The sequence below is a fragment of the Streptomyces sp. NPDC059455 genome (assembly GCF_042750115.1).
GTDB lineage: Bacteria > Actinomycetota > Actinomycetes > Streptomycetales > Streptomycetaceae > Streptomyces > Streptomyces endocoffeicus.
Map to the genome: position 1 here is coordinate 1 of NZ_JBHYVB010000042.1, position 23,081 is coordinate 23,081.

At 69.3% G+C, this 23,081-nt stretch carries 18 protein-coding genes and 4 pseudogenes; 7 read left to right on the forward strand and 15 right to left on the reverse strand.

Annotated elements, in window-relative coordinates:
- A partial coding sequence (locus ACFXB5_RS17365) for a hydantoinase/oxoprolinase family protein (RefSeq protein ID WP_385208351.1) occupies window positions 1-1,351 on the reverse strand: 1,351 nt, incomplete at its 3' end.
- 27 nt (window positions 1,352-1,378) lie between these two features.
- Window positions 1,379-2,344: an NAD-dependent epimerase/dehydratase family protein gene (locus tag ACFXB5_RS17370; RefSeq protein WP_385208353.1), complete on the reverse strand. Its 966-nt coding sequence runs from the start codon at window positions 2,342-2,344 to the stop codon at window positions 1,379-1,381.
- Between the two features lie 169 nt (window positions 2,345-2,513).
- Here ACFXB5_RS17370 and ACFXB5_RS17375 point away from each other — a divergent pair, with 169 nt between their 5' ends.
- On the forward strand, window positions 2,514-3,104 hold the full coding sequence (locus tag ACFXB5_RS17375) for a TetR/AcrR family transcriptional regulator (protein ID WP_250853051.1): 591 nt from the start codon (window positions 2,514-2,516) through the stop codon (window positions 3,102-3,104).
- Window positions 3,105-3,132: 28 nt separating this feature from the next.
- Here the strand turns inward: ACFXB5_RS17375 and ACFXB5_RS17380 are convergent, their stop codons facing one another.
- The 8 genes and pseudogenes from ACFXB5_RS17380 to ACFXB5_RS17415 form a co-directional block, all read right to left on the reverse strand.
- Window positions 3,133-3,492 (reverse strand): hypothetical protein, encoded by a 360-nt coding sequence (locus ACFXB5_RS17380; protein ID WP_037959809.1) that lies wholly within the window; start codon window positions 3,490-3,492, stop codon window positions 3,133-3,135.
- 19 nt (window positions 3,493-3,511) lie between these two features.
- Window positions 3,512-3,841: pseudogene (locus tag ACFXB5_RS17385) on the reverse strand (SDR family NAD(P)-dependent oxidoreductase); the annotation flags it as partial.
- A 24-nt stretch (window positions 3,842-3,865) separates the two neighbouring features.
- The gene (locus tag ACFXB5_RS17390) at window positions 3,866-4,984 is read right to left on the reverse strand and encodes an ABC transporter permease (protein ID WP_385208357.1); all 1,119 of its coding nucleotides are present in this window, start codon (window positions 4,982-4,984) and stop codon (window positions 3,866-3,868) included.
- Window positions 4,981-6,513 (reverse strand): sugar ABC transporter ATP-binding protein, encoded by a 1,533-nt coding sequence (locus ACFXB5_RS17395; RefSeq protein ID WP_385208359.1) that lies wholly within the window; start codon window positions 6,511-6,513, stop codon window positions 4,981-4,983. Before ACFXB5_RS17395 ends, ACFXB5_RS17390 begins: the two co-directional genes overlap by 4 nt.
- A 3-nt stretch (window positions 6,514-6,516) precedes the next feature.
- The gene (locus ACFXB5_RS17400; protein WP_037959805.1) at window positions 6,517-7,638 is read right to left on the reverse strand and encodes a substrate-binding domain-containing protein; all 1,122 of its coding nucleotides are present in this window, start codon (window positions 7,636-7,638) and stop codon (window positions 6,517-6,519) included.
- A 116-nt stretch (window positions 7,639-7,754) separates the two neighbouring features.
- Complete coding sequence (locus tag ACFXB5_RS17405; RefSeq protein WP_051573660.1) at window positions 7,755-8,888, reverse strand: cupin domain-containing protein; 1,134 nt, start codon at window positions 8,886-8,888, stop codon at window positions 7,755-7,757.
- Window positions 8,888-9,868, reverse strand: a complete 981-nt coding sequence (locus tag ACFXB5_RS17410; RefSeq protein WP_037959801.1) for an ornithine cyclodeaminase family protein — start codon at window positions 9,866-9,868, stop codon at window positions 8,888-8,890. Before ACFXB5_RS17410 ends, ACFXB5_RS17405 begins: the two co-directional genes overlap by 1 nt.
- Window positions 9,865-10,704 (reverse strand): fumarylacetoacetate hydrolase family protein, encoded by an 840-nt coding sequence (locus ACFXB5_RS17415; RefSeq protein ID WP_051573659.1) that lies wholly within the window; start codon window positions 10,702-10,704, stop codon window positions 9,865-9,867. Before ACFXB5_RS17415 ends, ACFXB5_RS17410 begins: the two co-directional genes overlap by 4 nt.
- A gap of 380 nt (window positions 10,705-11,084) precedes the next feature.
- Here ACFXB5_RS17415 and dapA point away from each other — a divergent pair, with 380 nt between their 5' ends.
- Window positions 11,085-12,014 carry a 4-hydroxy-tetrahydrodipicolinate synthase gene (gene dapA, locus ACFXB5_RS17420; RefSeq protein WP_385208365.1) on the forward strand — a complete coding sequence of 310 codons (930 nt, stop codon included), beginning with the start codon at window positions 11,085-11,087 and terminating at the stop codon, window positions 12,012-12,014.
- 48 nt (window positions 12,015-12,062) lie between these two features.
- Here the strand turns inward: dapA and ACFXB5_RS17425 are convergent, their stop codons facing one another.
- On the reverse strand, window positions 12,063-12,617 hold the full coding sequence (locus ACFXB5_RS17425; protein ID WP_375792288.1) for a transposase: 555 nt from the start codon (window positions 12,615-12,617) through the stop codon (window positions 12,063-12,065).
- Between the two features lie 258 nt (window positions 12,618-12,875).
- Between ACFXB5_RS17425 and ACFXB5_RS17430 the strand changes: the two are divergent.
- Window positions 12,876-13,547: pseudogene (locus tag ACFXB5_RS17430) on the forward strand (SDR family NAD(P)-dependent oxidoreductase); the annotation flags it as partial.
- A gap of 59 nt (window positions 13,548-13,606) precedes the next feature.
- Here the strand turns inward: ACFXB5_RS17430 and ACFXB5_RS17435 are convergent.
- Window positions 13,607-14,266 carry a GntR family transcriptional regulator gene (locus ACFXB5_RS17435; protein ID WP_241787944.1) on the reverse strand — a complete coding sequence of 220 codons (660 nt, stop codon included), beginning with the start codon at window positions 14,264-14,266 and terminating at the stop codon, window positions 13,607-13,609.
- A gap of 24 nt (window positions 14,267-14,290) precedes the next feature.
- On the reverse strand, window positions 14,291-15,463 hold the full coding sequence (locus ACFXB5_RS17440) for an acyl-CoA dehydrogenase family protein (protein WP_385208368.1): 1,173 nt from the start codon (window positions 15,461-15,463) through the stop codon (window positions 14,291-14,293).
- A gap of 84 nt (window positions 15,464-15,547) precedes the next feature.
- On the opposite strand from ACFXB5_RS17440, the gene ACFXB5_RS17445 reads away from it, so the two are divergent.
- Window positions 15,548-16,672 carry a CaiB/BaiF CoA-transferase family protein gene (locus ACFXB5_RS17445; RefSeq protein WP_037959786.1) on the forward strand — a complete coding sequence of 375 codons (1,125 nt, stop codon included), beginning with the start codon at window positions 15,548-15,550 and terminating at the stop codon, window positions 16,670-16,672.
- A 16-nt stretch (window positions 16,673-16,688) separates the two neighbouring features.
- Here ACFXB5_RS17445 and ACFXB5_RS17450 read toward each other — a convergent pair whose 3' ends face one another.
- Window positions 16,689-17,324: a flavin reductase family protein gene (locus ACFXB5_RS17450; RefSeq protein WP_385208371.1), complete on the reverse strand. Its 636-nt coding sequence runs from the start codon at window positions 17,322-17,324 to the stop codon at window positions 16,689-16,691.
- Window positions 17,325-17,589: 265 nt separating this feature from the next.
- On the opposite strand from ACFXB5_RS17450, the gene ACFXB5_RS17455 reads away from it, so the two are divergent.
- From ACFXB5_RS17455 to ACFXB5_RS17465, 3 genes and pseudogenes are all read left to right on the forward strand, one after another.
- On the forward strand, window positions 17,590-18,546 hold the full coding sequence (locus ACFXB5_RS17455; RefSeq protein ID WP_385208374.1) for a transposase: 957 nt from the start codon (window positions 17,590-17,592) through the stop codon (window positions 18,544-18,546).
- 20 nt (window positions 18,547-18,566) lie between these two features.
- Window positions 18,567-19,094 (forward strand): annotated as a pseudogene (locus ACFXB5_RS17460) (hypothetical protein); the annotation flags it as partial.
- Between the two features lie 701 nt (window positions 19,095-19,795).
- Window positions 19,796-22,934, forward strand: a pseudogene (locus tag ACFXB5_RS17465) (Tn3 family transposase).
- 10 nt (window positions 22,935-22,944) lie between these two features.
- Here ACFXB5_RS17465 and ACFXB5_RS17470 read toward each other — a convergent pair.
- A complete protein-coding gene (locus tag ACFXB5_RS17470) occupies window positions 22,945-23,076 on the reverse strand; it encodes a hypothetical protein (RefSeq protein ID WP_284711726.1) in 132 nt (43 codons plus the stop codon).
- Window positions 23,077-23,081: the final 5 nt, after the last annotated feature.

Genomic DNA, 23,081 nt, shown 5'->3' on the forward strand with positions numbered 1-23,081 from the left:
GATCTTGGCGGGGTTGGCCCCCCCCCTGGCCCAGCCGGCGCGCGGCCGGGGGGTGTTGTTGGGCGTAGTGGCCCGCGGGGGGGACCCCGCGGGTGCGGCGGAGCGGCTCGGCGATCCGGCTGCGGATCGCCTCTTCGGCCAGCGCGACGTCGAGGGCCCTGCGGCCGTCGAGGAAGCGGCCGGGGTCGACGATACCGAGGACCACGTCGGCGTCGGTGACGGTCGGCTCGGTGCCACCGTTCCCGTAGCAGGCCGGTCCGGGTACGGCCTGAGCGCTGCGCGGGCCGACACGCAGGTTGCCTCCGGCGTCGAGCCACGCGACCGCTCCTCCGCCGCTGCCGATGGTGCTGACCTGGACCATGGGGACGCTGACGGTGTGTCGGCCGACGACGGTGCTCGGGGCCATCACGGGTTCGCCGTCGACGACCAGTCCGACCAGGAAGGTGGTGCCACCGATGTCCGTCGACACGATGTTCGGGTGTCCGAGGCGGGCGCCCAGGCGGGTGCAACCGACGACGCCGCCGGTCAGCACCGAGCCGATGGTGGTGATCGCGCGGTCCGGGGCCTCGGCGGCCGCGACGGAGCCGCCGGAGCCCTGCATGACCAGCAGGGCTCCGGTGAAGCCGAGTTCGCGCAGCCGTTTCTCCACGGGCACGAGGTAGTTGCGCAGCTTGGGGGCGACCTGGGTGCTCATGATGGTGGTCGCGCTGCGGGGGTACTCGCGGATGCGGGGGCTGAGTTCGCTGGACAGGCCGACGTAGGTGCCGGGAGCGATCTCCTCGATCAGCTGCCGGAGCCGCAGTTCGTGCCGGGGGTTGGCGAAGGACCACAGCAGGGAGACGGCGAAGGCGTCCGCACCCGCGTCCCGGAGTTCGGTGATGGCCTGGCGGGCCTGCGACTCGTCGAGTTCGACGACGATCTCGCCTTTGTAGTCGACGCGTTCGGTGATCTCGCGGACGAGGTGCCGCGGCACGAGCGGCGCGGGCTTGTCGTGGCGGACCATGTCTTGGATGTCGTCGTTGCTGAGTCCGGCATAGCGGCCTTCGAGGTTCATGATCCGGATGGAGTCACTGTGTCCGGACGTGGTGAGGAATCCGACGGTGGCCACGTCCCCGACGACGAGCGCGTTGAGAGTGGCGGTGGTGCCGTGCACGATGTAGTCGCACGCGCCGAGCAGTTCGGCGAGGTCGCGGCCGTCGCTCTCGGCGAGTTCACCCAGTGCGTTCAGGAAACCCTCCGCGTAGCCGGGCGGGGTGGAGGGGGTCTTGGCGGACCAGGTCCTGCCGGTGCTGTCGGCAATGAAGGCATCGGTGAAGGTGCCGCCGATGTCGACGCCGATGATGCTGCTCACGGCTGCTCCTCTGCTTCGTGGATCGGGTCAGGCGCTGTCTGTTTCAAGGAGGCTGCGCGACGCCTCGAGGTAGCGGGCGACGCCGCGCGTCAGGTCGTAGTGGGGCTCGAAGCCGAGTTCGCGGCGGGCCAGGCTGTTGTCGAGGACGCTGTAGTACTGCACGCCCAGGTCGAAGTAGTCGAGGCCCGGCCCGACGTGGATGTCGGCGTTCGGGATCGAGGTGCGGATGGCCCGTGCCAGGTCGTGCAGGGTGGTGCCCTCGCCGCGGGAGATGTTGTAGGCCGGGGAGAGCGGGCCGGGGACGGTGGCGGCCAGGACGATCGCGGCGGCGACGTCCTCGACGTAGATGACGTCGTCGCGCTGGTCGCCGCCGCGTTCGATACGGACGGGCTCGCCCGCGGCCGCGGTGTCGATCATGCTGCTGTAGATCGACGTGCCCGCATGCCGGACGTTCTTGCCGGGGCCGAAGATGCTGGCGAAGCGCAGCGCCGTGAACTCGAGGCCGTACCGTCGCCGGTAGACCTGCCCCATACCCTCCGCTGCGATCTTCGCGACGTCGTAAGCGCGCACCGGGGCGAAGGGGGTCGACTCGGTGACCGGCTGGTAGGTGGGATGGCCCTCCACGCCGAGCAGGTCGCCGTACACCGCGCGGGAAGAGGTGAACACGACCCGCCGAACATCAGTGCGCCGGGCAACGTCGAGCAACTGTACCGTCGCGCCGGCGTTGACGTCGAACAGCTCACGGGCCTCGCGCGCGCCAACCAGGGCCGCCATATGGACCACCACCTCGGGCTGGAACCGCTCGAACACCTCGGTCAGCCGCGCCTCGTTGGTGATGTCGGCCTCGAAGAGGGTGACGCTGCCCGCGTCGGACCCCAGCGGCGCCGTGTCGAGGCGGCGGTCCAGTACCGCGACCGTGTGGGCTTCGGAAACGAAGCGCCGGGTGGCCCAGCAGCCATTGACGCCGAGCCCTCCTGTAACCAGCACTCGCACGCTGGACCTCCTTGGTGTATCCGCTTGGTTACACTAGAATGTCCTCCGGCTACCTGCATGTCAATGGTTCATTGACGCGAACCGGCCGCATTGACGCTGAATCGAATAGAGGGAAATCATGCCCCCCCGACGACGGACGGTCGCCGCGCCCTACGGCCGCGACGAAGTGATGACCAGCTTGATGGACGCAGCCCGGGACCTTTTTGCAAAACGTGGCCCGGCGTCGGTCACCGTACGCGATATCGCGGCCCGCGCCCGGGTCAGTCATGGCCTGATCTACCGTCACTTCGGCACGAAGGACGCACTGCTCAAAGCCGTCATGCGTCGGGAGGCGATGGCGTTCTCGACCGCCGCGGGCGACCCGAAGGACCCGGTGGCGTCGGTTCAGCGCCTTTTCGAGGAGAACATCAGGCGCGAACGGTTCATACGCATCCTTGCGTTCGCTCTGCTCAGCCGAACACGGATGGAAGACCTCTACAGCGAGGAGGGTGCCCTCGCCATTCTACTGACGGGAGTTCGCGAAGAATCTCCGCCAAAGGAGAAGAGCACCCCTGTCACCGGAATTGATCCTCGGATTTCCGTGGCCGCCGCATCGGCGTTTATGAAGGGCTGGCTGCTGTTCGAGCCGTGGGTGCTGCAGGCCGTCGGTGCCGTCGGCGAGGACGTCAACGCCATCCGCAAGGACATCGGCCGGCTACTCGAACAGGTGATTTCCAGCGGGGCGCCGGCCCCGGCGCCGCGCAGCGACCCGAAGACCTGAACAGCCGTCCGTCAGCAGGGCGGCACGATCAGTCGGGGGCGCTGCCCGCGGCCGCTCCCGTCATGGCGAAGTAGCTCGGGGCCAGTGTCGACGGGTCCAGGCCGCCTTGTGCCTGCAGGAGCAGCAGGCGGTCCGCCCCCTCGGTCGCCGACGCGAGGAACGCGCCCCGGTCGAGCGCCGCCAGCAGGACGTCCGCGGCGTGCTCGGGGGTCTGCGCCGGGTACGGAACCGACGCAGACACCGGCTCCGCCCCCGAACCGCCCGCGCCGACACGGCGCACGCTGCCCGGGAACGCGGTCGCGATGTAGTCCGGCGCGAAGAGCGTGACCCCGATTCCGTGCGGCGCGAGGTAGCGCTCGACCGACTGCGCCAGCCCGACGACGGCCACCTTGGAGCACGTTCAGGTCGAGCAACTGCCCCCAGTCAGCCAGCGCTACCTGCTCCACGGGGCCGTTCACCGACATTCCCGCGTGGTTCATGAGCAGGTCGGTCCTGCCGTACTCGGCGATCGTGGCGAGCCGGACCTGTTCGAGGTCGGCCTCGTCGCGTACGTCGCAAGCCAGTCCGACAGCCGCCCCGCCGGCAGCGCGAAGCTCGGCCGCGGCCCGCAGTGCCGCGGCGCCGTCGATGTCGGCGATGACGACGTTCATTCCGCGCCTTGCCAAGAGATCCGCGACGCTGCGGCCGAGTCCGTGCGCGCCCGCGGTGATGACGGCGGTCTGCCCTGGGATGATCACGTGTGTCTTCCTTCCGGGATTCCGCTACGAGGCCGCGTTCGCCGCGGCGCGGGCCTTGGCGCGCCGTGGACGCCGCTTGCCGCTGAGGACGGCCACGCTGACCGCAGCGATCAGTGCGACTCCGTTGAAGAGGTCGGTGACCCACAGTTGGCTGCCGATGAGTTGCAGGCCCTTCACGCCGGTGGCGAGCAGGTACAGCGCGATGACGGCGCCCCAGACGTTGAAGCGGCCCAGCTTCAGCTGGGTGGCACCGAGGAAGCAGGCCGCGAACGCCGGCAGCATGTATCCGGGACCCAAGGTCGGCGCGACCTCGCCGATCTTGGCGGTGGCCAGGATGCCGGCGAGCGCGGCGAACACCGCGGTGACGACGAAGGACGCGATGACGTAGCGCGTGGTTCGCACCCCGGCGAGGCGGGCCGCGTCCGGGTTGGCGCCGACTGCGTAGGTGCGCCGTCCGGCCGGCGTGTGCTCCAGGACGTACCAGACCAGCGCCGCGAGGATCATGGCGTAGACGGCCGCGATCGGCACTCCGAGGAGCGAGTGCGAGGCGATCTTCTGGAACGCCGCGGGCACCGGGCCGACGAACTGGTTGCCGGACAGCTGCTCGGTGAATGCCAGCAGCACCGAGCTCATCCCGAGCGTGGCGATGAAGCTGTTCACCCCTACCACTGCCACCAGCACCCCGTTGACCAGGCCGATACCAGCGCCGACGGCCAGGGTGAGAAGGGAGGCGAGTACCGGGTCGAGGTGGTGGTGGACCATCAACTCGCTGTCGATCACCGCGCACAAGCCCAGGTTTTGGGCCGCCGACAGGTCGAACTGCCCGGCGGCCAGGGTGACGAGCAGTCCCAGGGCGAGGATGACGGTGACCGACTGGTCCCCCGCGATGCTGTTGAACGTAGCCGAGGTGAGGAACGTCGACGGCACCCTCACCGCGAAGAACGCGATGAACACCGCCCACAGCAGCAGGCCGGTCACCCGGTTGAGCTGGGCGCCCCGCGACCGGGCCACCGTGGACAGCGACAGTGGCCGGACGCTCCGCTGCTCCGGTAGCGCCTCGGGCACCTCCCTCGGTATCGCCGACGGTCCCTGCTGCGGCACCGCTGTGCCGGGGTGCGCGCCTGCGTCGGGTGCACGGGTCATGACGGTCCTCCATGAGCGGCTGGGTGGCCGTCCCGGATGGTCTCGCTCGTGATCCGGGCAACGGTCAGGTCTTGTCCCGACAGAACGGCGGCGATCGCCCCGCGGCGCATGATGATCACGCGGTCGCACACAGCACACAGCTCGTCGGCGTCAGATGACGAGAGCACGACGCTGGTGCCGAGAGCGGCGAGACTGCTCAGCGCCTCGTAGATCGAAGCTTTCGCCCCGGTATCAATACCAGCGGTCGGTTCGTCCAGCAGCAGGGCGCGCGCGCCGAGCCGTAGCCAGCGGGACAGCACCGCCTTCTGCTGATTCCCCCCGCTGAGCAGCGCCAGTTGACGGTCGGGGTCGTCGGGGACCACGCCGACCCTCCGGGTCCACGGCAGCGTTTCGCGACGTTCCCTCCGGCCGCCCAGCCAGCGTCCGAACCGGGCGGACGGGACCCGGGGTAGCGTCACGTTCTCCTTGACGCTCCAGTCGGGGATCGTCGACAGCCGCTTGCGGTCAGCCGGCGCGTAGGCCAGGCCGGCACGGATGGACGCGTCCGGCCGGCCGGGCCGTACCGAGGCTCCTTCGACTGCGACCGTCCCGGAACGGGCCGTCCGGCCACCGAATGCCAGTGCCAGTACCTGGTCGTACCCGGAGCCGACGAGGCCGGTCAGACCGACGATCTCCCCGGCGTGCACCTGAGCCGAGAAATCGCGCACTTCGGCGCCGCTCATGCCTGCGATGTCGAGGACGACGTCCGAGCGCGGCGGGGCCGCCTGGGGCGAGAACTCGGTCAGCTCCCGTCCGATGATCAGGTGGACCAGCTGGTCGGTATCCAGCGTGCCGACTGTGCGGGTCGCCACGTCCTTCCCGTCGCGCAGCACGGTGACGCGGTCACCGATCTCGAAGACCTCACCGAGACGGTGGGTGACGTACAGCACCGCCGTGCCCCGTGCCTTCAGGGCGCGGACCAGGTCGAAGAGCTGCCGGGTCTGGTGCTGTGGCAACGACGCTGTCGGTTCGTCCAGCACGAGCAGCGACGGACTCGCCTCCGACCGTGCCATAGCCCGCACGATCGCGACCATGCTGTGCTGTCCTGCGCCTGCCGCTGCCAGCGGCGCGGACGGGTCGATGTCGACGCCGTACTCAAGCAACAGCCGATGAGCGGCGCGGCGTTCGCGGCGGTCGGACAGCCACCACCGGCCGGCGTAACGGCCACCGAGGGCCAGGTTGTCGACGACATCCAGCTCGTCCACCAGGCCGAGGTCCTGGTGGATGAACCGGATCTCGCTGTCCCGGGCTGCCGCGGTGGAACCCAGCGTCAGCGGAGCGCCGTTCAGCGTCGCGGTGGAACCCGGGTCAGGGGCGTGGTACCCGGCGAGGATCTTGATGAGGGTCGACTTGCCCGATCCGTTCTGGCCCAGCAGGCAGTGGACCTCGCCCGCGTGCAGGGTCAGGTCGACCTGGTTGAGGGCCGTCTGGCCGGCGAAGGTCTTCGACAGCGACCGGATGGTGAGGACGGGGCCGATGGGTTCGGTCATGTCTCATCCCACATGCCAGGCGTGCTCGTAGACCGCGGCGTAGTCGGGCGGCTCGGGCGCGGTCGCGGTCTGGGTGACGTTGCCCTGCGTGAAGATCTGGTGCCATCCGACGGCTTCGATCCTGCTGCCCAGGGGAATCCCCATCTCCAGCCTGACGAGCTGATCGACCGCCCGGTAGCCGCTCGCGGCGTTCTCCTCGCCGATCGACGTCCACTCCGTGCCGTCCTTGATGTCCTGCAGATTGGTGGCGTTGGCCGCCCTGCTGGTGATCCGCACTTTCTGCTGCAACCCGGCCGCCTGCTTGGCGGCGGCGAGCCCGGCAGCGTAGTCGCCGACGGCCAGGGCGACGTACTTCACAGACGGATGCGCCTGGAGGTAGCTCACGATCTGGGAGGGAATCGTCTTTCCGATATTGTGGTTGGACACTTCAAGGATGCCGACGCTGCCGCCGGCCGCCTTGACGATCTTGCTGTATCCGTCCTTGATCGGTCCCCAGCCGACGGCGAAGGAGGGATCCCACACGAACACCGTGTCGGCCGGTCCCTTGGCATCGGCCACTACGGCGTCCCCCATCAGCCGGCCGCTCTGGCGCTTGTGCAGCTCTGCGATGACGGTGGCGTCAACAGGCCCCGCGGGCGCCGGCTTGTCGCCGATCGGGGCGATCTCGACGATCTTCGTGCCGTCGCTGTGCAGCTTGGAAAGCTGAGCCGTCACCGAGGAGTTCCGCACGAGGCCGATGTACGCGAGCATGTCCGGCGGGTTCTGCACCACCTGGTTGAGCAGGGTGAGGAAGCTCTGTGGGGTGTTGTCGTTCTGCAGCGAGGTGACCTTCCAGCCGAGTTTCCGGGCGGCCCTCGTGGCCCCGCCCGTGACTTTGGCACACACCGGGATCGGGCACCCGATGATGGTGAGGGTCTTGCCCGTCGGCGGGGCCGCGGGCAGCGCGGGAACCGGATCGGCGGCGCGCGGCTTGATGTATGCGGCGAACTCCGCCTCGGCGGCCTTGACAGCCGCTCGCTGGGTCTCGCTCAGCGCCGCACCGCCGGCGCCGGCGGAGGCCGAGCCGCCGGCGCCGCAACCGGCGAGGGCGAGGGCGGCGGCAATACCGGACGAGAGGACTGCCACGCTTCTTCGGGATGTATGAGGCAGCACGGGTGTCTCCTTTGACGGTGACGCAGGGAGATGGATGTCGGCCCGATCTGGCGACGGCGGTACGGCGCCTCAAGTGCGCCGCACGCCGACTACTCGGTGTCGGCCAGGAACTGGCTGAGGTTGGTCTGGAACCCGGCTTGCTTGCCGAGGCTGAGAATCGGGCCGTCCTCCAGGTCCTCCTGCCACACCAGGGACTCGGAGGCGATCTGCAGCGGGTGGTCCTGGATGGTGAGGATCGAGGCGCCCTCAGGCCCGCGAGCGTGGCCGTGCGGCGCCCAGCCCGGCGCGGAGAGCATGATGTCGCCGGCTTCCCAGTCGATACGGACGCCGTCCACGACGCTCCAACCGCTGCCGTCGAGGATGTAGTTGATCGCCGCTGAGCTGTGCCGGTGGGCCGGACCGATGAGGTTGGCCGAGCCGTTTGAGATGGTGGCGAAGAAGTTCGCGGTAGTGCCGTTGCGGGTCCCGGTCGCCGGGTTGTAGAGGCACATCAGTGGCCGGCCGGTGTACCCGGTCTTGAGCGACTTCAACAGCCCCAGGTGGGGGGCGACATCCTGCCACTTCCACAGAAGCGGCCTGGACTCGACGAACTCCGGGTCGATGAGGTGCTCGTACGGCAGCAGCCATGCCCCGCTGTCGCCGATGGGGAAGCCGGGCGCGAGGTCCTTCACCCGGCCGCCGGCGGGAGTGTCCACCGCGGGCGCCTGCACGCCGACCGGCGGCTTCTCCTCGCGGAAGTACACCTCCAGCTTCCGCAGCATGGGACGGTTGGAGTACGTGAGGTAGATGAAGGGCTCGTCGCCTGGGTTGCGCAGCACGAACGGGCTCATCGACGGCGTCACCCACACGTCCCGGAATCCGGTCGCGAAGGCGGATTCGTCGATGTCGGTGACGCCGTGGCCGGACAGGCACATCGAGACCGAGGACGCGTTGTGGCGTACTGGAACCGTCTCCTCGCCCGGCAGCAGCACCCCGAAGACGACGTCGATGCCCGGCGCGAGCCCGAGTCCCGGCTCGACCGAGTTCGGGTGGACCACGGAGAACTCGCGGCAACCGTCCGCGCCGGGCTCGCCCTCGGCGAGGAGGCCGAGGGCGTGCTCGATCTCCGCGCGCCGCACGATGTGCACCGGCCACAGGTGGTTCTCCCGGGCCGGGGCCTCCCGGAGGTCGACCAACCGCACCGGACCGGTGTCCTCCGTGGCCGTCAGCTTCTGAACATCCATCACTTCTCCTGTGCCTGCGTTGTTGTCGGATCGGTTCGCGTGTGGTCGGCGGCTCCGAGGCGGGCCGCTTCGTACACACGCACCGCGAGGACCAGGTCACACGCCCCCAGGCCCACGGATTTGAAGATGGTCAGCCCGGGCCGGACCACGCCGGGTGCCCGCAGCACCTCGCCGAGCGGACTGACCCGGCCGGAGAAACCGGGGTCGTCGCGCAGCGCCGTCCGTAGTTCGGTGGAGTTCTCCAGCGCGGAGGCCACGTCGTCAACGACGACGGACCGCGCCGAGCGGACGACGTCCGCGTCCAGTTCGGCCGCTCCGGGCAAGATGGCGCCCATCGCGTTGATGTGCACGTCGGGCCGCAGATCAGCCGCTCGCAGGAAGGGAGCTCGTGCCCTCGTCACCGTCACGACGGCACCGACGTCGCGGACGGCGTCCGCGACCGAGCCGGCCGGTATGACCTCGATGCCGAACTCGTCGGCCATCGCGGCGCTGAAGGAGGTGCGGTGCTCGGTGGTCGGGGACCACACGCGGACCCGGGTCAGGGGCAGCACCGCGGCGGCACCGGCGAGTTGGGCGCGTGCCTGCCGGCCGGTGCCGAGCAGCGCGAGCGTGCCGGTGTCCGCCGGCACCATCGCCTGCAGGCCGAGCGCGCCGACCGCGGCCGTCCGCAGCCGGCCCAGGGAACGGGCCCGGAAGATCCCCAGCAGGCCGCCGGCCGCCGTGTCGAACAGGCAGTAGACGCTCTGCGCGCCCGCGCTGGTGTTGATCCACGTCTTCACGCCTGCGTAGCCGCTGGAGGTCCAGTGTGCGCCGAGAGCGTGCAAGCTGCCGTCGGGCCAGGTGCCCAGCGCTTTGGGCATGCTCACCGGAGCCATCGCAGGCTCGCTGCCCAACGCCCGGCGCAGCGTGGTGACGGCGTCGTCGAGGGTCAGGAGGCGGTCGACCTCGGCGTCATCGAGGCAGCGGACGGCGGGCGTCATCGAGCGCCCTCGTCGCAGACCGGGTTGCGGAGCACGCCGACGCCGCTCACCTCGACTTCGAGCACGTCGCCTGGCCGCAGGTAGCGGGGCGGCTGCCGGCGGGCGCCGATGCCCGGTGGGGTGCCCGTGGCAATGACGTCGCCGGGGTTGAGTGTGGTGACATCGCTGAGGTAGCTGATCAGCTCCTCGACGGAGTGCAGCAGGTCGTCCAGGCAGCCTGCCTGCATCTGCTCGCCGTTGAGCCGGGTGGTCAGCTTGACGTCCGAGGCCGCCGGCGGACCTTCGCACAGCAGCAGCGCGGGCCCGATAGCGCCGCTGGCCTCGAAGTTCTTGCCCGCGGTGGCCTGCGTGCCGTGTTTGGCGAAGTCACGGACCGTGTTGTCCGCGAGGCACGTCAGTGCTGCCACGTGTCGCCAGCTGTGCTCAGCGGACACATGGCGCGCCGGCGCCCCGATGACGACCGCGATCTCCCCTTCCCAGTCCAGGAAGGACGACGCCGCCGGCACCACGACGTGGTGCTCGTGGCCGACCAGGCTGGCGACGGTGCGCAGGAACAACGTCGGGTGCTCCGGCCGTTCCCGCCCGGCGGCCCGGTAGTTGAACCCGGCGCAGAAGACCTTGGCAGTGTCGGCGACCGGCGTCAGGGGACGGAACTCCGTGCCGGTGGCGGGCGTGCCGTCGCGGTACGCGGTGTGGACCGTGCCTGCAAGGTCCGGTTGTGCCAGCGCCTCGCCCAGCGACAGTCCCGCGAGCGGCTCGGCCAGCACGCGCGGGCCGTCACCGTCGTCACCCGTGATGGCGACTCTGCCATCGAACTCGGCGAGTGAAATGTGCACGCTCGGTCCTCTCTCAGCGGCCCTGTCCTGACGGAGCGATACACCCCGAGAGGGTTCATGTGTCTCCGCTTGGTTACATGTATCCGGGTGGTTACGATCGACCGATCGCGAGCCGATGTCAAGGCTTCGTTCACAACCCCGTGACCGAAACTGGCCCGCCTCGACACACGACAGTGGAATCCCGAGCCCGCACCCGTACAGAGCCCTTGCCGCCACGGCCCGTCCGTGTCAGCATCGCATCGAGCGTGACCATCCGGAGACAGATATGCGGGACACGTGACAACGCCCTAGGAAGGCGCCTGCCACGACGACCGTTCCGCGCGGCGCGCGGTCACATCGGTAGCTCTCGAATTCCCGCTCGCGGCAGAAATGAGATTCCCATGATCCCGATTTCCGACGACTTCCTGCGGGGTTCCCTGCCCCCACTGGTGACGCCGTTCCGCAAGGGAGCAGTCGACCGGGAGGCATTCGAGCGCCTCATCCGATTCCAATTCGACAGCGGCTCCCACGGCATCGTCGTCACCGGAACCTCGGGAGAGCCGGCGATGCTCACGACCACCGAGCGGATCGAGCTGTTCCACACGGCCGTGACCACGTCCGCCGGCCGCCTTCCGGTCATCGCCGCGACCGGCGCCCATACTCTCGAGGCCACCATCGAACTCACCGAGGCAGCCGAGCGGGCAGGCGCAGACGCCGTCATGGTCGTCACGCCCTACTATTCGAAGCCGCCCGAGGAAGGCATGGTGCGGTATTATCGCCAAGTCGCCGCTTCGACGGGACTTCCGGTGCTCACTTACCACATTCCCGGCCGCGCCGGAATCACGGTCAGGCCGGAGGTCGTCGAGCGGATCGCCACCGAATCCCCGAACATCGTCGGCGTCAAGCACTCCGCGTACGACCTTCTGTGGATCACCGAGGTGATATCCCGACTCGGCTCACAATTCCGGGTGCTCGTCGGAGTGGAGGAGCTGAGTTTCCCGATGCTGGCGATCGGCGCGTCCGGCCTGGTGAACGCCGCCGCCAACGTCGCTCCCCAGGCCGTCCGCAGCCTCTACGAAGAGGTCGCCGCGGGAAACCTCGACGAAGCACGCCGACTGCACTACGCGCTGTACGAACTCAACTCCGCGGTCTTCTGGGACACCAACCCCGGGCCTGTCAAATACCTCATGTGGAAGACGGGACTGCTCCCGGACAACGAACACCGGCTGCCGATGGCCGGCCCCAACGAAGCTGCCTGCCGCAGGCTCGACGAGCTGCTGCACACCATCCGGCCCCTCCTCGACGCGGATCGCACCCGCACTCCGGCATAGGACGGCGCAAAGCGATGCGAACGAAGCTCCTGCAGGACAAGGTCATCATCACCGGCGCGAGCGCGGGGATCGGCGCCGAGGCCGCACGCCAGTTCGCCGGCGAGGGAGCCCTGCTCGTCCTCGGCGCGCGTTCGGCCGGCCGGCTCGCCGCGTTCGCTCCATGGCCAGCTCCTTGGTCGCGTAGACGACCTCGCGAATCGCGTCGGGGAAGGCCAGGAACGGCACGAACTCGCTCCAGGCCCGCTGCCAGACGGTGGCGATACTGCCGTACTTATGGCCCCACTTGGCGTCGAACTCGTCGAGGCGCTCGCGGGCCTGGGCCTCGTTGACGACGGTGTAGACGGGCTTGAGGTCGGCGGTGACCTCGGGCCAGTCCCGCCTCGAGGCGTAGCGCAGGCTCTGCCTGATCAGGTGAACTACGCAGCGCTGCACGACAGTCTGCGGCCACACGTTCGCGACCGCGTCCGGCAGGGCGGACAGCCCGTCGCAGACCAGCATGAGCACGTCCCTGACCCCACGATTGCGCAGGTCGGTGCAATGCCGGTGACTTACTGCGTTTCCGCAGTTCAGGTACTTGTCGATGGTGGATTCCGGGCGAGATATCCCCTGGTGGCGTTGCGGGGTTCGTCACTTTTGGTGATGTACCCGCGAAGGCCGGGACGCGGCAACGGAGCTCCCAGTAGGTTAGAAGATCGACCAAGATCCGACTGACCGTGAGGGAACTCCGTTGGGTGCTCAGTGTGCCATCGTCCGCATGCCGTCCGCTGTCGGTAGCGGCGCCGGTGGCATCGGCAGCCTTATCGGCAAACGCCTCGTCGACATCGGCTACCGGGTCGTGGTGGCCGACGCTACGAGAGCGCTGTCAGGAAGATCGCCGAGGAACTGTCCGCGCTCGGTCACGGAGAACATCCCTGGTTCGCCAGCGACCTCACCAGTGCCGAGGTGAACAGCCGACTCAGCGATGAAGCCGCCTCGTACGGGCCGCTGACCGTACTCGTGAACGCGGTGGGCATCTCTCCCAAGGACAACGGCCGCAAGAAGCCCTTCTCCGATATCTCCGAGGAGGAGTGGGACCTGACCATGGCGATCAATCTCAAGGCCCCGTTCCTCCTCGTTCGAGAGGCGTTCCGGCGCCTGCCGAGGGATGGTTCGGCCAGCATCGTCAATCTGCTGTCGATCGCGTCGAAGCTGGGCACCGGCGGTCTTCCGGACGCCGAGTTCCCGCCCCACCTACCCTCCAGCGTCGCCTACGCGGCCTCGAAGGCGGCCCTGCAGAACCTCACTGCCAGCCTCTCCCGCGAGCTGGTCGGCTTCCGCATCCGTGTCAACGGTGTGGCGCCCGGCTTCGTAGCCACCCCGATGATGAGCGGTGTCAAGGGCGAGGCCGAGAAACGTATGACGGCCCAGGTACCCATGGGACGATTCGCCCGGCCACACGAGATCGCCGACGCGATCGAATTCCTGATCAGCGACCGGGCCAGCTACATCAACGGCACCAGCCTGGACGTCAACGGCGGTTGGCTCACCTGCTGACCGGCTCCGCCAATTGCCCGCGTCCGCAGCGATCGCCTCGGCGCCAACGGTCATACAGCTCAGTCGGCGGCGAGGATGTGCGTGAGCGTCGTCAGCGCGCGGTCCCGGTGCGCGTCGAGCGCGGCGATCACCTCGTCCGCCGCCTTGCGCCGCACCGCATCGAGGATCTCGTCGTGGGCCTCGACCGTTTTCTCGCGCTCTTCCGGCGAGTTGTAGTACATCGCGCGGTAGGGCTCGGTGGAGTCCCACAGGAGCCGGATCAGGCGCACCGTGTGGGGGTGGTCCGCGGACTCCAGGATGTTGAAGTGGAACCGGCGGTTGGCCTCCAGCTCGGCGGCGACGTCGCCGCGCCGGGCGGCCTCGGCGCAGTCACGGGCGGCGAGGGCGATCCGTTCGACGGCGTCCTCGTCGAGCACGGGCAGGGACTGGCGCACCGCGCGCTCCTCCAACAACTGCCGCAGCGCGTAGATCTCCTGAAGGTCAGCCGCGTGCAGCTCGGTGATGAAGTACCCGCGCCGTGGCCGGTAGACGACCTGCCCCTCCTGCTCCAGAGCCCGCAGCGCCTCGCGGACCGGGGCGAGGCTCACCCCGAGGCTCTCGGCGATCTCTTCCTGCAGGACCCGTTGCCCCGGGCGATAGCGGCCGGAAACAATCGCCCGTCGCAGCTCGTCGAGCGCGTGCTGGGCCATCGTTCCCGGTCCACTGTGGTGTGTCGTCACCGTCACGACTCTAGCGGTGTGCGTTCACCGGAACGCGTCGATCCCAGTCAGCGCACCCCCGACGACCAGCGCATGCACATCCGCGGTGCCCTCGTAGGTGACCACCGACTCGAGATTGGCCATGTGCCGCATCACCGGGTACTCCAGGGTGATCCCGTTGGCGCCCAGCACCTGCCGCGCCGTACGGGCCACGTCCAGGGCCGCGTCGACGTTGCCCAGCTTGCCCATGCTCACCTGCTCGGGCCGCAATCGGCCGGCATCCTTGATCCGGCCCAGGTGCAGTGCCAGCAGGGTCGCCCGGTTGACCTCCAGCGCCATCCGGGCGAGCTTCTGCTGCTGGATCTGGAAGCCCCCGATCGGCTTGCCGAACTGCGTCCGGGTCGTGCTGTAGTCGATGGCGGCCGCCAGACAGGCGCGGGCGGCTCCGGCCGCGCCCCATACGATCCCGAAACGCGCCTCGTTCAGGCACGACAGCGGTCCGCGCAGGGAGGTGGCGCCGGGCAGCATCGCCGAGGACGGCAGCCGGACCTCGTCCAGGACCAGCTCCGAGGTCGTCGACGCGCGCAGTGACAGCTTCTTGTGGATGTCGTGGGCCGAGAAGCCCTTGGTGCCTTTGGGCACCAAGAAGCCGCGGACGCCCTCCTCGGTACGCGCCCACACCACCGCCACGTCGGCCAGTGAACCGTTGGTGATCCACATTTTCCGGCCGCTCAGGAGCCAGTCGTCACCATCGCGCCGGGCGTGGGTTCGCATAGAGCCCGGGTCCGATCCAGAATCCGGCTCGGTCAGGCCGAAGCATCCGACCGCCTCGCCAGCCGCCATCCGTGGCAGCCATTGGCTCTTCTGCTCCTCCGCGCCCCACCGGTGGATGGCGTACATGGCCAGCGAGCCCTGCACCGACACCAGGCTGCGGAGCCCGCTGTCGCCGGCTTCCAGCTCCAGGCACGCCAGCCCGTAGGCGGTGGCGCTTGTCCCGGCGCATCCGTAGCCCTCCAGGTGCATTCCCAGCACGCCCAGCTTGCCCAACTCCCCCACCAGTTCCCGGGGCAGCCGCCCCTGGTCGAACCAGTCCCCGACCTCGGGGAGCACCCGGTCGCGGACGAACGCGCGGACGGTGTCGCGGATGTCGCGTTCCTCGTCGGAGAGGAAGTGGTCGACGGAGAGGAAGTCCAGCGGAGCTGCTGCCGAAGGGGTCATCGTCGGCTCTCCTCTTGTTCTCGGGATCGTGGGCCTCTAGCCTGATTCTCGATTTTCGAAAATCGATGATCGGAAGGCTCGCAGATGACCACCGCTCTTGGCAACCTCCGGGTGCTGGACTTCGCCCGGGTCCTGGCCGGCCCCTTCGCGACGATGCTCCTCGCCGATCTGGGCGCCTCCGTCACGAAGGTCGAGCGCCCCGGGACCGGCGACGACACCCGCGCCTGGGGCCCGCCGCACGACCGGCACGACCAGGCCACCTACTTCCAGTCCGTCAACCGCAACAAGGACACGCTCGTGCTCGATCTGGCCGACCCTCAGGATCGCGCCGAGGCGCGACGGCGGGCCCTGTCCGCCGATGTGGTGGTCGAGAACTTCCGGCCCGGGCTGATGGCGAAGTTCGGCCTTGACCACGAGCAGCTCCGGGCCGAGAACCCGGGCCTGATCTACTGCTCGATCACTGGCTTCGGGCGTGGGCCCGGCGCCCCGCTGCCCGGCTACGACCTGCTCGTCCAAGCACTCGGCGGGCTGATGAGCATCACCGGGGAGCCCGACGGGGAGCCCCAGAAGGTCGGTGTGGCCGTGGTCGATGTGCTCGCCGGACTGTTCGCCACCATCGGCATCCTTACCGCGCTCCATCACCGGACACGCACCGGCGAAGGGCAGCGCGTGGACATCGACCTGCTGTCGTGCCTGCTCGCCGGGCTGGTCAACCAGGCCAGCGCCTACACCTCCGGCGGTGTCGTGCCGGCCCGGATGGGCAATCAGCACCCCAGCATCGCGCCCTACGAGCTGCTTCCCTGTTCCGACGGCGAGCTCGTCCTCGCCGTGGGCAACGACCGCCAGTTCACCGGGCTCGGCCAGGCGCTCGGCGCCCCGCGCCTGGCCGAGGACAAGCGGTATGCCACCAACACCGCCCGGGTGCGGCACCGCGGGCAGCTGCGCGCGGAGCTGGTACGCTTGCTCGCGGCCAGGCCCGCCGAGCACTGGGCCGAGGAGCTGACCCGTCTGCGCGTGCCCGCCGGGACCGTCAACGACATCGCCGGCGCCTTCGCGCTCGCCACCGGCCTCGGGCTCACCCCGACCGTGGAGCTTCCGCGCGCTGACGGCAGCACCGTGACCCTGTGCCGGAACCCGATCAATCTTTCCGCGACCCCACCGGTCTACCGGTCCGCGCCGCCGCCGCTGCCACACCACCGGAGCGTCTGACCCGCCGCGCGCACGGTCACCGTTCGCCGCCCTCCACGAGGACGGTCTTCGGCGTCCGGGCGGTCGGCCGCATCGAGGTGATCTCGCCCAGAGCGGCGTAGTTGGGTCCCGCGATCCGGGCGATCGGCCGCATCGCGGCGGTATCGACCTTGCCGTCGGCCATCAAGGAGTCCCGGATGTGGAAGGCGAGGACCTCGCCGACCACGAATTCCGCACCGGTCAGCCCGCACTCGGTGACACTGTGGAGGCGGCACTCCAGGCTGACCGGCACGTCCCGCAGCCGCGCGACGCCGACCCGGTCGGAGTCCACCGTGTCCAGTCCCAGCGTCTCGACCTCGCTGACGCCGGGCGGGTACTCGACCGCGCTGTGATGCACTGCCTCGATCATCGTCTCGTCCGGGATGTTGACGACGAACTCGCCACCGCGATGGATGTTGTGGCCGGTGTCCTTGCGCACGCCCGCCTTCCGGCCGATGTTGATGCCCACCATCGGGGGTTTGCTGGAGACGAAGGTGAAGCAACTGAACGGCGCGAGGTTGAGCACCCCGTCCTCCGACAGCAAGGTCACCCAGGCAATCGGCCGCGGGACGACGACACCCGTCATCGGCTTGTACGTCTCTTCCGGGTCCAGCACCGAAGGCATGATCCTCATCGGACTCCTCCCTCACGAGAACGCCGGTACTCGGCCAGCGTCTCGGCCGACGCCGGATAGACGCCCTCGAGCGCTCGTGTTTCGCACTTTTTGGATCACCGGGCGGTGAACGGGTGTGTGTTGATGCGCTCGATCGGATGGCGCGAGACCGTACTGCTCTTGGCATGTGACGGGTAGACAGAAGCATCGGCGGTGTCTGTTTCACCCAGTTGAGAGTGATTCGCGGATGCTTCCAGTGGGCACGATACCGCCGTCCTTATCCGCTTTGCTGGCTGTCTGCCGTTCCTGCTTCACCGCTCCGACGTTCCGCACGTTCTGCATTCTGCTGACCGGGCTGGTCGCGCAGGTATGCCTGCCCGTCCTGGCCTGTCTATGGCGCCCCAAACACACCGGAAAGATCGCCCTGGCCCGCGAGATGACCGAACTGCTCGCCGCCCACTTCCCCCACCGCACCCTGCACACAGTTAGGGATGCCGCCTACGTCGGCGAGCACCTACGCGGCCTCAACCCGCAGATCACCTGGACCAGCCGCCTGAAGGTCACCTCCGTGCTGCACGAACTCCCGCCCCCACGCACGGGCAAGAAGGGACGCCCACGCACCCGGGGCCCACGCCTCGGGACACCCACCGATCTCTCCCAGCAGCTGGACTGGCACCGAACCAAGGTCCGCCGCTACGGACGCGTGGACACCGTTTTCCTCGCCGAGCACACCTGCCTGTGGTACGGCTCCTTCCACACCCGGCCCATCAGAGTTGTCCTGGTCCGGGACAGCAACTGCGGGCCCGGCACCGGACTGGACCGCGGCTACGGCACCGCCCTGGTCACCACCGACCTCACCACATCCGCCGAACAGATCGTGGAACGCTACGCGGCCCGCTGGGCGATCGAGACCGCTTTCTTCGACGCCCGCCAGACCCTCGGCGTCGGCGAGGCCCGCAACCGTACTCGCCTCGCGGTCGAACGCACCGTCCCCTTCGGCCTGCTCGCCTGCACCGTGGTCACCACCTGGTACGCGCTGGTCGGCCACCAACCCGCCGACACCGACGAACACCGCGCCAGAGCCCGCTGGTACACCACCAAGACCCAGCCCTCCTTCGAGGACATGACCGCCAAGCTCCGCCGCACGATCATCGCCCACCGTTTTCGCGGCCCACACCCCCACCAGGCACAACCCGAAGAAATCCAGGCCGTCCTCACAGCCTGGGCCACCGCCGGAACCTGACCACTCAAGACAGCGAAACACGAGAGACCCGCCTGCTCGACGAGAACGACCTCGGCAGCGGCTACCTGCGCAAGCCGGAGCACCCCGCCCAGCACGACAACTTCACCGTCGTCGGCTGCCCAGCTCTGAGCAAGCTGGGCGGCGACGCGGCCACCGGCGGCACGCTCACCTTCCCCCGCAAGGCGAAGGCCACCTTCACCTACGGCGGCAGTTCCTCGGAGGTCTCCGAGGAGCTATACAGCGACAGCGCGAACAAGCTGTCCAACGGCATCGGCCGGATCTTCGACGCCATGACCGGGTGCCCCACCTATCAGGTCGTCGCGGACGACACCCCGATCAACATGGCCTCGCAGAAACTGCCCGCGCCCCGCGAGCTCGGTGACGAGCAGTGGAGCCAGCTCCTTACGCTCTCCACCGGAGAGCGGAGCACCGTGATGAAGCAGACCGCGATCCGCGACGGCAGTCTGCTGCTGATCCTCTCCGGCTCCCCTGTCCTCGTCGACCGCCACCTCGACAAGGCCCTCGCCAAGACGACAACGGCCAACTGACCGGTCCCGACACACTGCTGCCCCCGGCCCAGAGACGGTCGGGGGCAGCAGCGCTTGCGAATGGGCGCCTGTGTTGTCCGGCAGATTGGCGTACGGCCGGTGGGGTAGTCGATGGCGACGGCCGGAGTTGGCCCGGCACGCCGATCCCGGCGATGTCCCGCGGCGCGGGCAGGGCTCGCGTTCGATGAGCTCGGCGCGGGCGCTCTCGTCCAGGTCGCCGTTCACGTGTTCTCTTTCCCGTCCGGCCGCCGCGCGTCCATCCCGAATACCCCGTCCGCTTCCATCCGGCCCCCTGCAGTTCCGGGACGCCTTCCGGGACGGCTTTCGCCGCCGGGCCGCATGGGAGAGCGACCGTCCCGGACTCGGTCGATTCATCAACGGCCACGTCCCCAGCCAGTAGGCGACATGGGGCGGGGTGGTGAGAGTGTCGGGATGTTCATCGCCCGGTACCTGGCACTATGTGCTTCAGCAACTCGTCGTAGGCGGCCGCGGCTCCGGCCGCGTCCCCCGCGTTTCCCCGGCAGTGGGCGAGATTGTGCCGCGTGGTGAGGGTTTTGGGATGGTCGTCCGGGTGTGAGCAGTTGCGGTACAGGAAATCCCGGTGAGAACGATCATGGGTGGCTAGCACGTCGGCTGGAGGGTTCGCTGGGGTTCGCGGAAAGATCGTCGGGCGGTCGTCGGTGCTGGCTACGGTCCGGTTCGTGCCGGTGGAGTTTCTGACTGATGAGCAGGTCGAGGCGTACGGGACGTTCACCGAGGTGCCCACGCGCCCGGAGCTGGAGCGGTTCTTCTTCCTCGACGATGACGACCGTGATCTGATCGCGCTGCGGCGTACGGACGCGCACCGGCTGGGGATGGCGGTGCAGATCTGCACGGTCCGCTACGTCGGCCGGTTCCTCGGCGAGGACCACCTAGCGGTGCCGTGGGAGGCCGTGGAGTACCTGGCTGGGCAGCTTGGTATCGACGATGCGTCGTGCGTGAAGCGGTACGCCGAGCGGCGCTCGACGGTGTACGAGCACGCGGGCCAGATCCAGGAGCGGTTCGGGTACCGCGACTTCACCGACCGCGAATGGGGGCGGCAGTTCCGCGGCTTCCTGTACGGGCGGGCGTGGACGCACGCGGAGGGGCCGGTCGCGCTGTTCAACCACGCGGTGACGTGGCTGCGGAAGAACCGGGTGCTGCTGCCGGGGGTCTCGGTGCTGGCCCGGCAGGTGGCGGAGGCTCGTACGGCGGCCGAGCGGCGCCTGTATGAGGCGGTGGCCCGGGCCACCGAGCGGGCCCGATCCGGCGCTTGCGCCGGCGCTGGCCGGGCTGCTGGTGGTGCCGGAGGGCAGGCGGGTCTCGGCGCTGGAGCGGCTGCGCACGCCGCCGGTGAAGTCGACGGGGACCGCGATGGTGCGGGCGATGGAGCGGGTGGAGGAGATCTCCGCGTTCGCGCTGGGCCGGGTGAACCTGTCCCGGGTGCCGGTGAACCGGCTGTCCACGCTGGCCCGGTACGGGCAGCTGAGCAAGGCGCAGACGATCGAGCGTGCGCCGCAGCCGCGGCGCACGGCCTTGCTGACGGCGGTGGTGCGGCAGCTGGAGGCGCAGGCGGTCGACGACGCGCTGAACCTGTTTTCGGTGCTGATGGCGAACCGGCTGATCAGCCCGGCGCGGCAGGCGTCGGAGCGGGAGCGCCTGGCGATGCTGCCTCAGTTGGAGAAGGCCGCGCGCATCCTGGCGAAGGCGTCGAAGATCCTCACCGAGGAGCTGGACCTGGTCGCCGAGCACGACGCGGACCTGGACGTGGCCGCGCTGTGGGCGGTGGTGGAGGAAGCCGTGCCGCGCACGGCCGTGGCCGGGGCCGTCGCCACCGTCGAGGCCCTGGTGCCGGAGGACGACGGGTCAGCCGAGGCGGCGATGCGCGAGAAGCTCGCCCTGCGCTACAACACGGTGCGCCCGTTCCTGTCGCTGCTGGGCGAGTCGGAGGCGCTGGGCGCGGCCCCGTCCGGCCGGCGCATCCTGAAGGCGGTGCGCCGTCTGCCCGCGCTCTCGCGTCGGCGGGTCAAGGAGCGGCCGCAGCTGCCGCGCGAGGTCGACGGCGACCTGGTGCCGGCGATGTGGCGGCGGGCGGTGTTCTCCAACGGCAAGTTGCCGCAGGGTGCGGTCGGCCGGGACGCGTACGTGGTGTGCGTGCTGGAGCAGCTGCACCGCGCCCTGAACCGGCGGGACGTGTTCGCCGCTCCGTCGAACCGGTGGGCCGACCCTCGAGCCCGGCTGCTGGACGGGCCCCGGTGGGAGGCGATGAAGTCGGATGTGCTGGCGGGCCTGTCCCTGACTGAGGACGTCGGCGAGCACCTGGCCCAGCTCGCCCGCGGACTGGACGCGGCGTGGCGGCAGATGGCCGACCGGCTGGAGGAGGCTGGCGCCGAGGCGAAGGTGGAGGTCGTCGTCCCTGAGGGCGGGGGCCGGGCGCGGCTGAGTGTGGACAAGCTCGGTACGGTGGGCGAGCCGGAGTCGCTGACGTGGCTGAAGGCCACCACGGAGGCCATGCTGCCCCGCATCGACCTGCCGGACCTGCTGTTCGAGGTCCATTCCTGGACCGGGTTCCTCGACTCCTTCGGGCATGTCTCCGACCGGCGCACCCGCATGGAGGGCCTGCTCGTCTCGCTGGTGGCCCTGCTGGTCTCGCAGAGCTGCAACATCGGTCTAACCCCGGTCATCGACCCGGAGAACAAGGCGCTGACCCGCTCGCGCCTGTCCCACGTCGACCAGAACTACGTGCGCGCCGACACCATCGCCGCGGCGAACGCGGCGCTGATCGGCGCCCAGTCCCGCATCGAGCTGGCCCAGATGTGGGGCGGTAGGCTGCTCGCCTCCGTCGACGGCCTGCGCTTCGTCGTCCCCGTCAAGAGCATCAACACCGGCCCCTCGCCCAAGTACTACGGCTACAAACGCGGCGTGACCTGGCTCAACGCGGTCAACGACCAGGTCGCCGGGATCGGCGCGATGGTCGTACGGGGCATCCCGCGTGACAGCCTTTACAGCCTGGACACCCTGCTGAATCTCGACGGCGGGGTGAAGCCGGAGATGGTCGCCACGGACAACGCCTCGTACTCCGACATGGCCTTCGGTCTGTACAAGATGCTCGGCTTCCGCTTCGCCCCGCGCTTCCGGGACCTGGCCGACCAGCGGTTCTGGCGGGCCGACCTGCCCGAGGGCGACAGTGCGGGCGGCGGGTACGGGCCGCTGGAGGCGGTGGCCTCCAACAAGGTCAACCTGAAGCGCATCGAGACGCACTGGCCCGACATGCTCCGGGTCGCGGGATCGCTCATCACCAACCAGGTGCGGGCGTACGACCTGCTGCGGATGTTCGGCCGTGAGGGCCACCCGACCCCGCTGGGGGCGGCGTTTGCCGAGTACGGGCGGATCGACAAGACCATGCACCTGCTCGCTCTGGTCGACCCGGTCGACGACACCTACCGCCGGCTGATGAACCGGCAGCTCACCGTGCAGGAGTCCCGCCACCGCCCCGCCCGCGCGATCTGCCACGGCGGCCGGGGCCAGATCCGCCAGGCGTACCGCGAGGGCCAGGAGGACCAGCTCGCCGCCCTCGGCCTGGTCCTCAACGCCGTCGTCCTGTGGAACACCCGCTATCTCGACGCGGCCGTCGCCCAGCTGCGCGCCGAGGGCCACGACATCAAGGACGAGGACGTGGCCCGGCTCTCACCGCTCAAAGACCGGCATATCAACTTCCTGGGCCGCTACCTGTTCAACATCAAGGCCAGCGGCCCCGGCCAGGGGCTGCGCCCCCTGCGCGACCCCGAGGCCGCGCAGGAGGAGGAGCCGGAAGAAGGGTGAGCGTCGCCGTTCAGCTGCCGCAGGCGCAGCCCGAAGCCGCCGGCACGGCCTTGGTGCTCTCCTCCTGGCCGGAGCAGCAGACGTCCCCGCCGGCGACGGGGCTCTTGCCCAGCTGGTCGGCGTCGGCCTTGAACCCTTCCATGCTCA

Bases quoted from the DNA above. Each gene is read 5' to 3' on its own strand.
- ACFXB5_RS17375 (WP_250853051.1), top strand. From the start codon at position 2,514: ATGACCAGCTTGATGGACGCAGCCCGGGACCTTTTTGCAAAACGTGGC.
- ACFXB5_RS17390 (WP_385208357.1), bottom strand. From the start codon at position 4,984: ATGACCCGTGCACCCGACGCAGGCGCGCACCCCGGCACAGCGGTGCCG.
- ACFXB5_RS17395 (WP_385208359.1), bottom strand. From the start codon at position 6,513: ATGACCGAACCCATCGGCCCCGTCCTCACCATCCGGTCGCTGTCGAAG.
- ACFXB5_RS17405 (WP_051573660.1), bottom strand. From the start codon at position 8,888: ATGGATGTTCAGAAGCTGACGGCCACGGAGGACACCGGTCCGGTGCGG.
- ACFXB5_RS17410 (WP_037959801.1), bottom strand. From the start codon at position 9,868: ATGACGCCCGCCGTCCGCTGCCTCGATGACGCCGAGGTCGACCGCCTC.
- dapA (WP_385208365.1), top strand. From the start codon at position 11,085: ATGATCCCGATTTCCGACGACTTCCTGCGGGGTTCCCTGCCCCCACTG.
- ACFXB5_RS17440 (WP_385208368.1), bottom strand. From the start codon at position 15,463: ATGACCCCTTCGGCAGCAGCTCCGCTGGACTTCCTCTCCGTCGACCAC.
- ACFXB5_RS17445 (WP_037959786.1), top strand. From the start codon at position 15,548: ATGACCACCGCTCTTGGCAACCTCCGGGTGCTGGACTTCGCCCGGGTC.
- ACFXB5_RS17450 (WP_385208371.1), bottom strand. From the start codon at position 17,324: ATGAGGATCATGCCTTCGGTGCTGGACCCGGAAGAGACGTACAAGCCG.
- ACFXB5_RS17470 (WP_284711726.1), bottom strand. From the start codon at position 23,076: ATGGAAGGGTTCAAGGCCGACGCCGACCAGCTGGGCAAGAGCCCCGTC.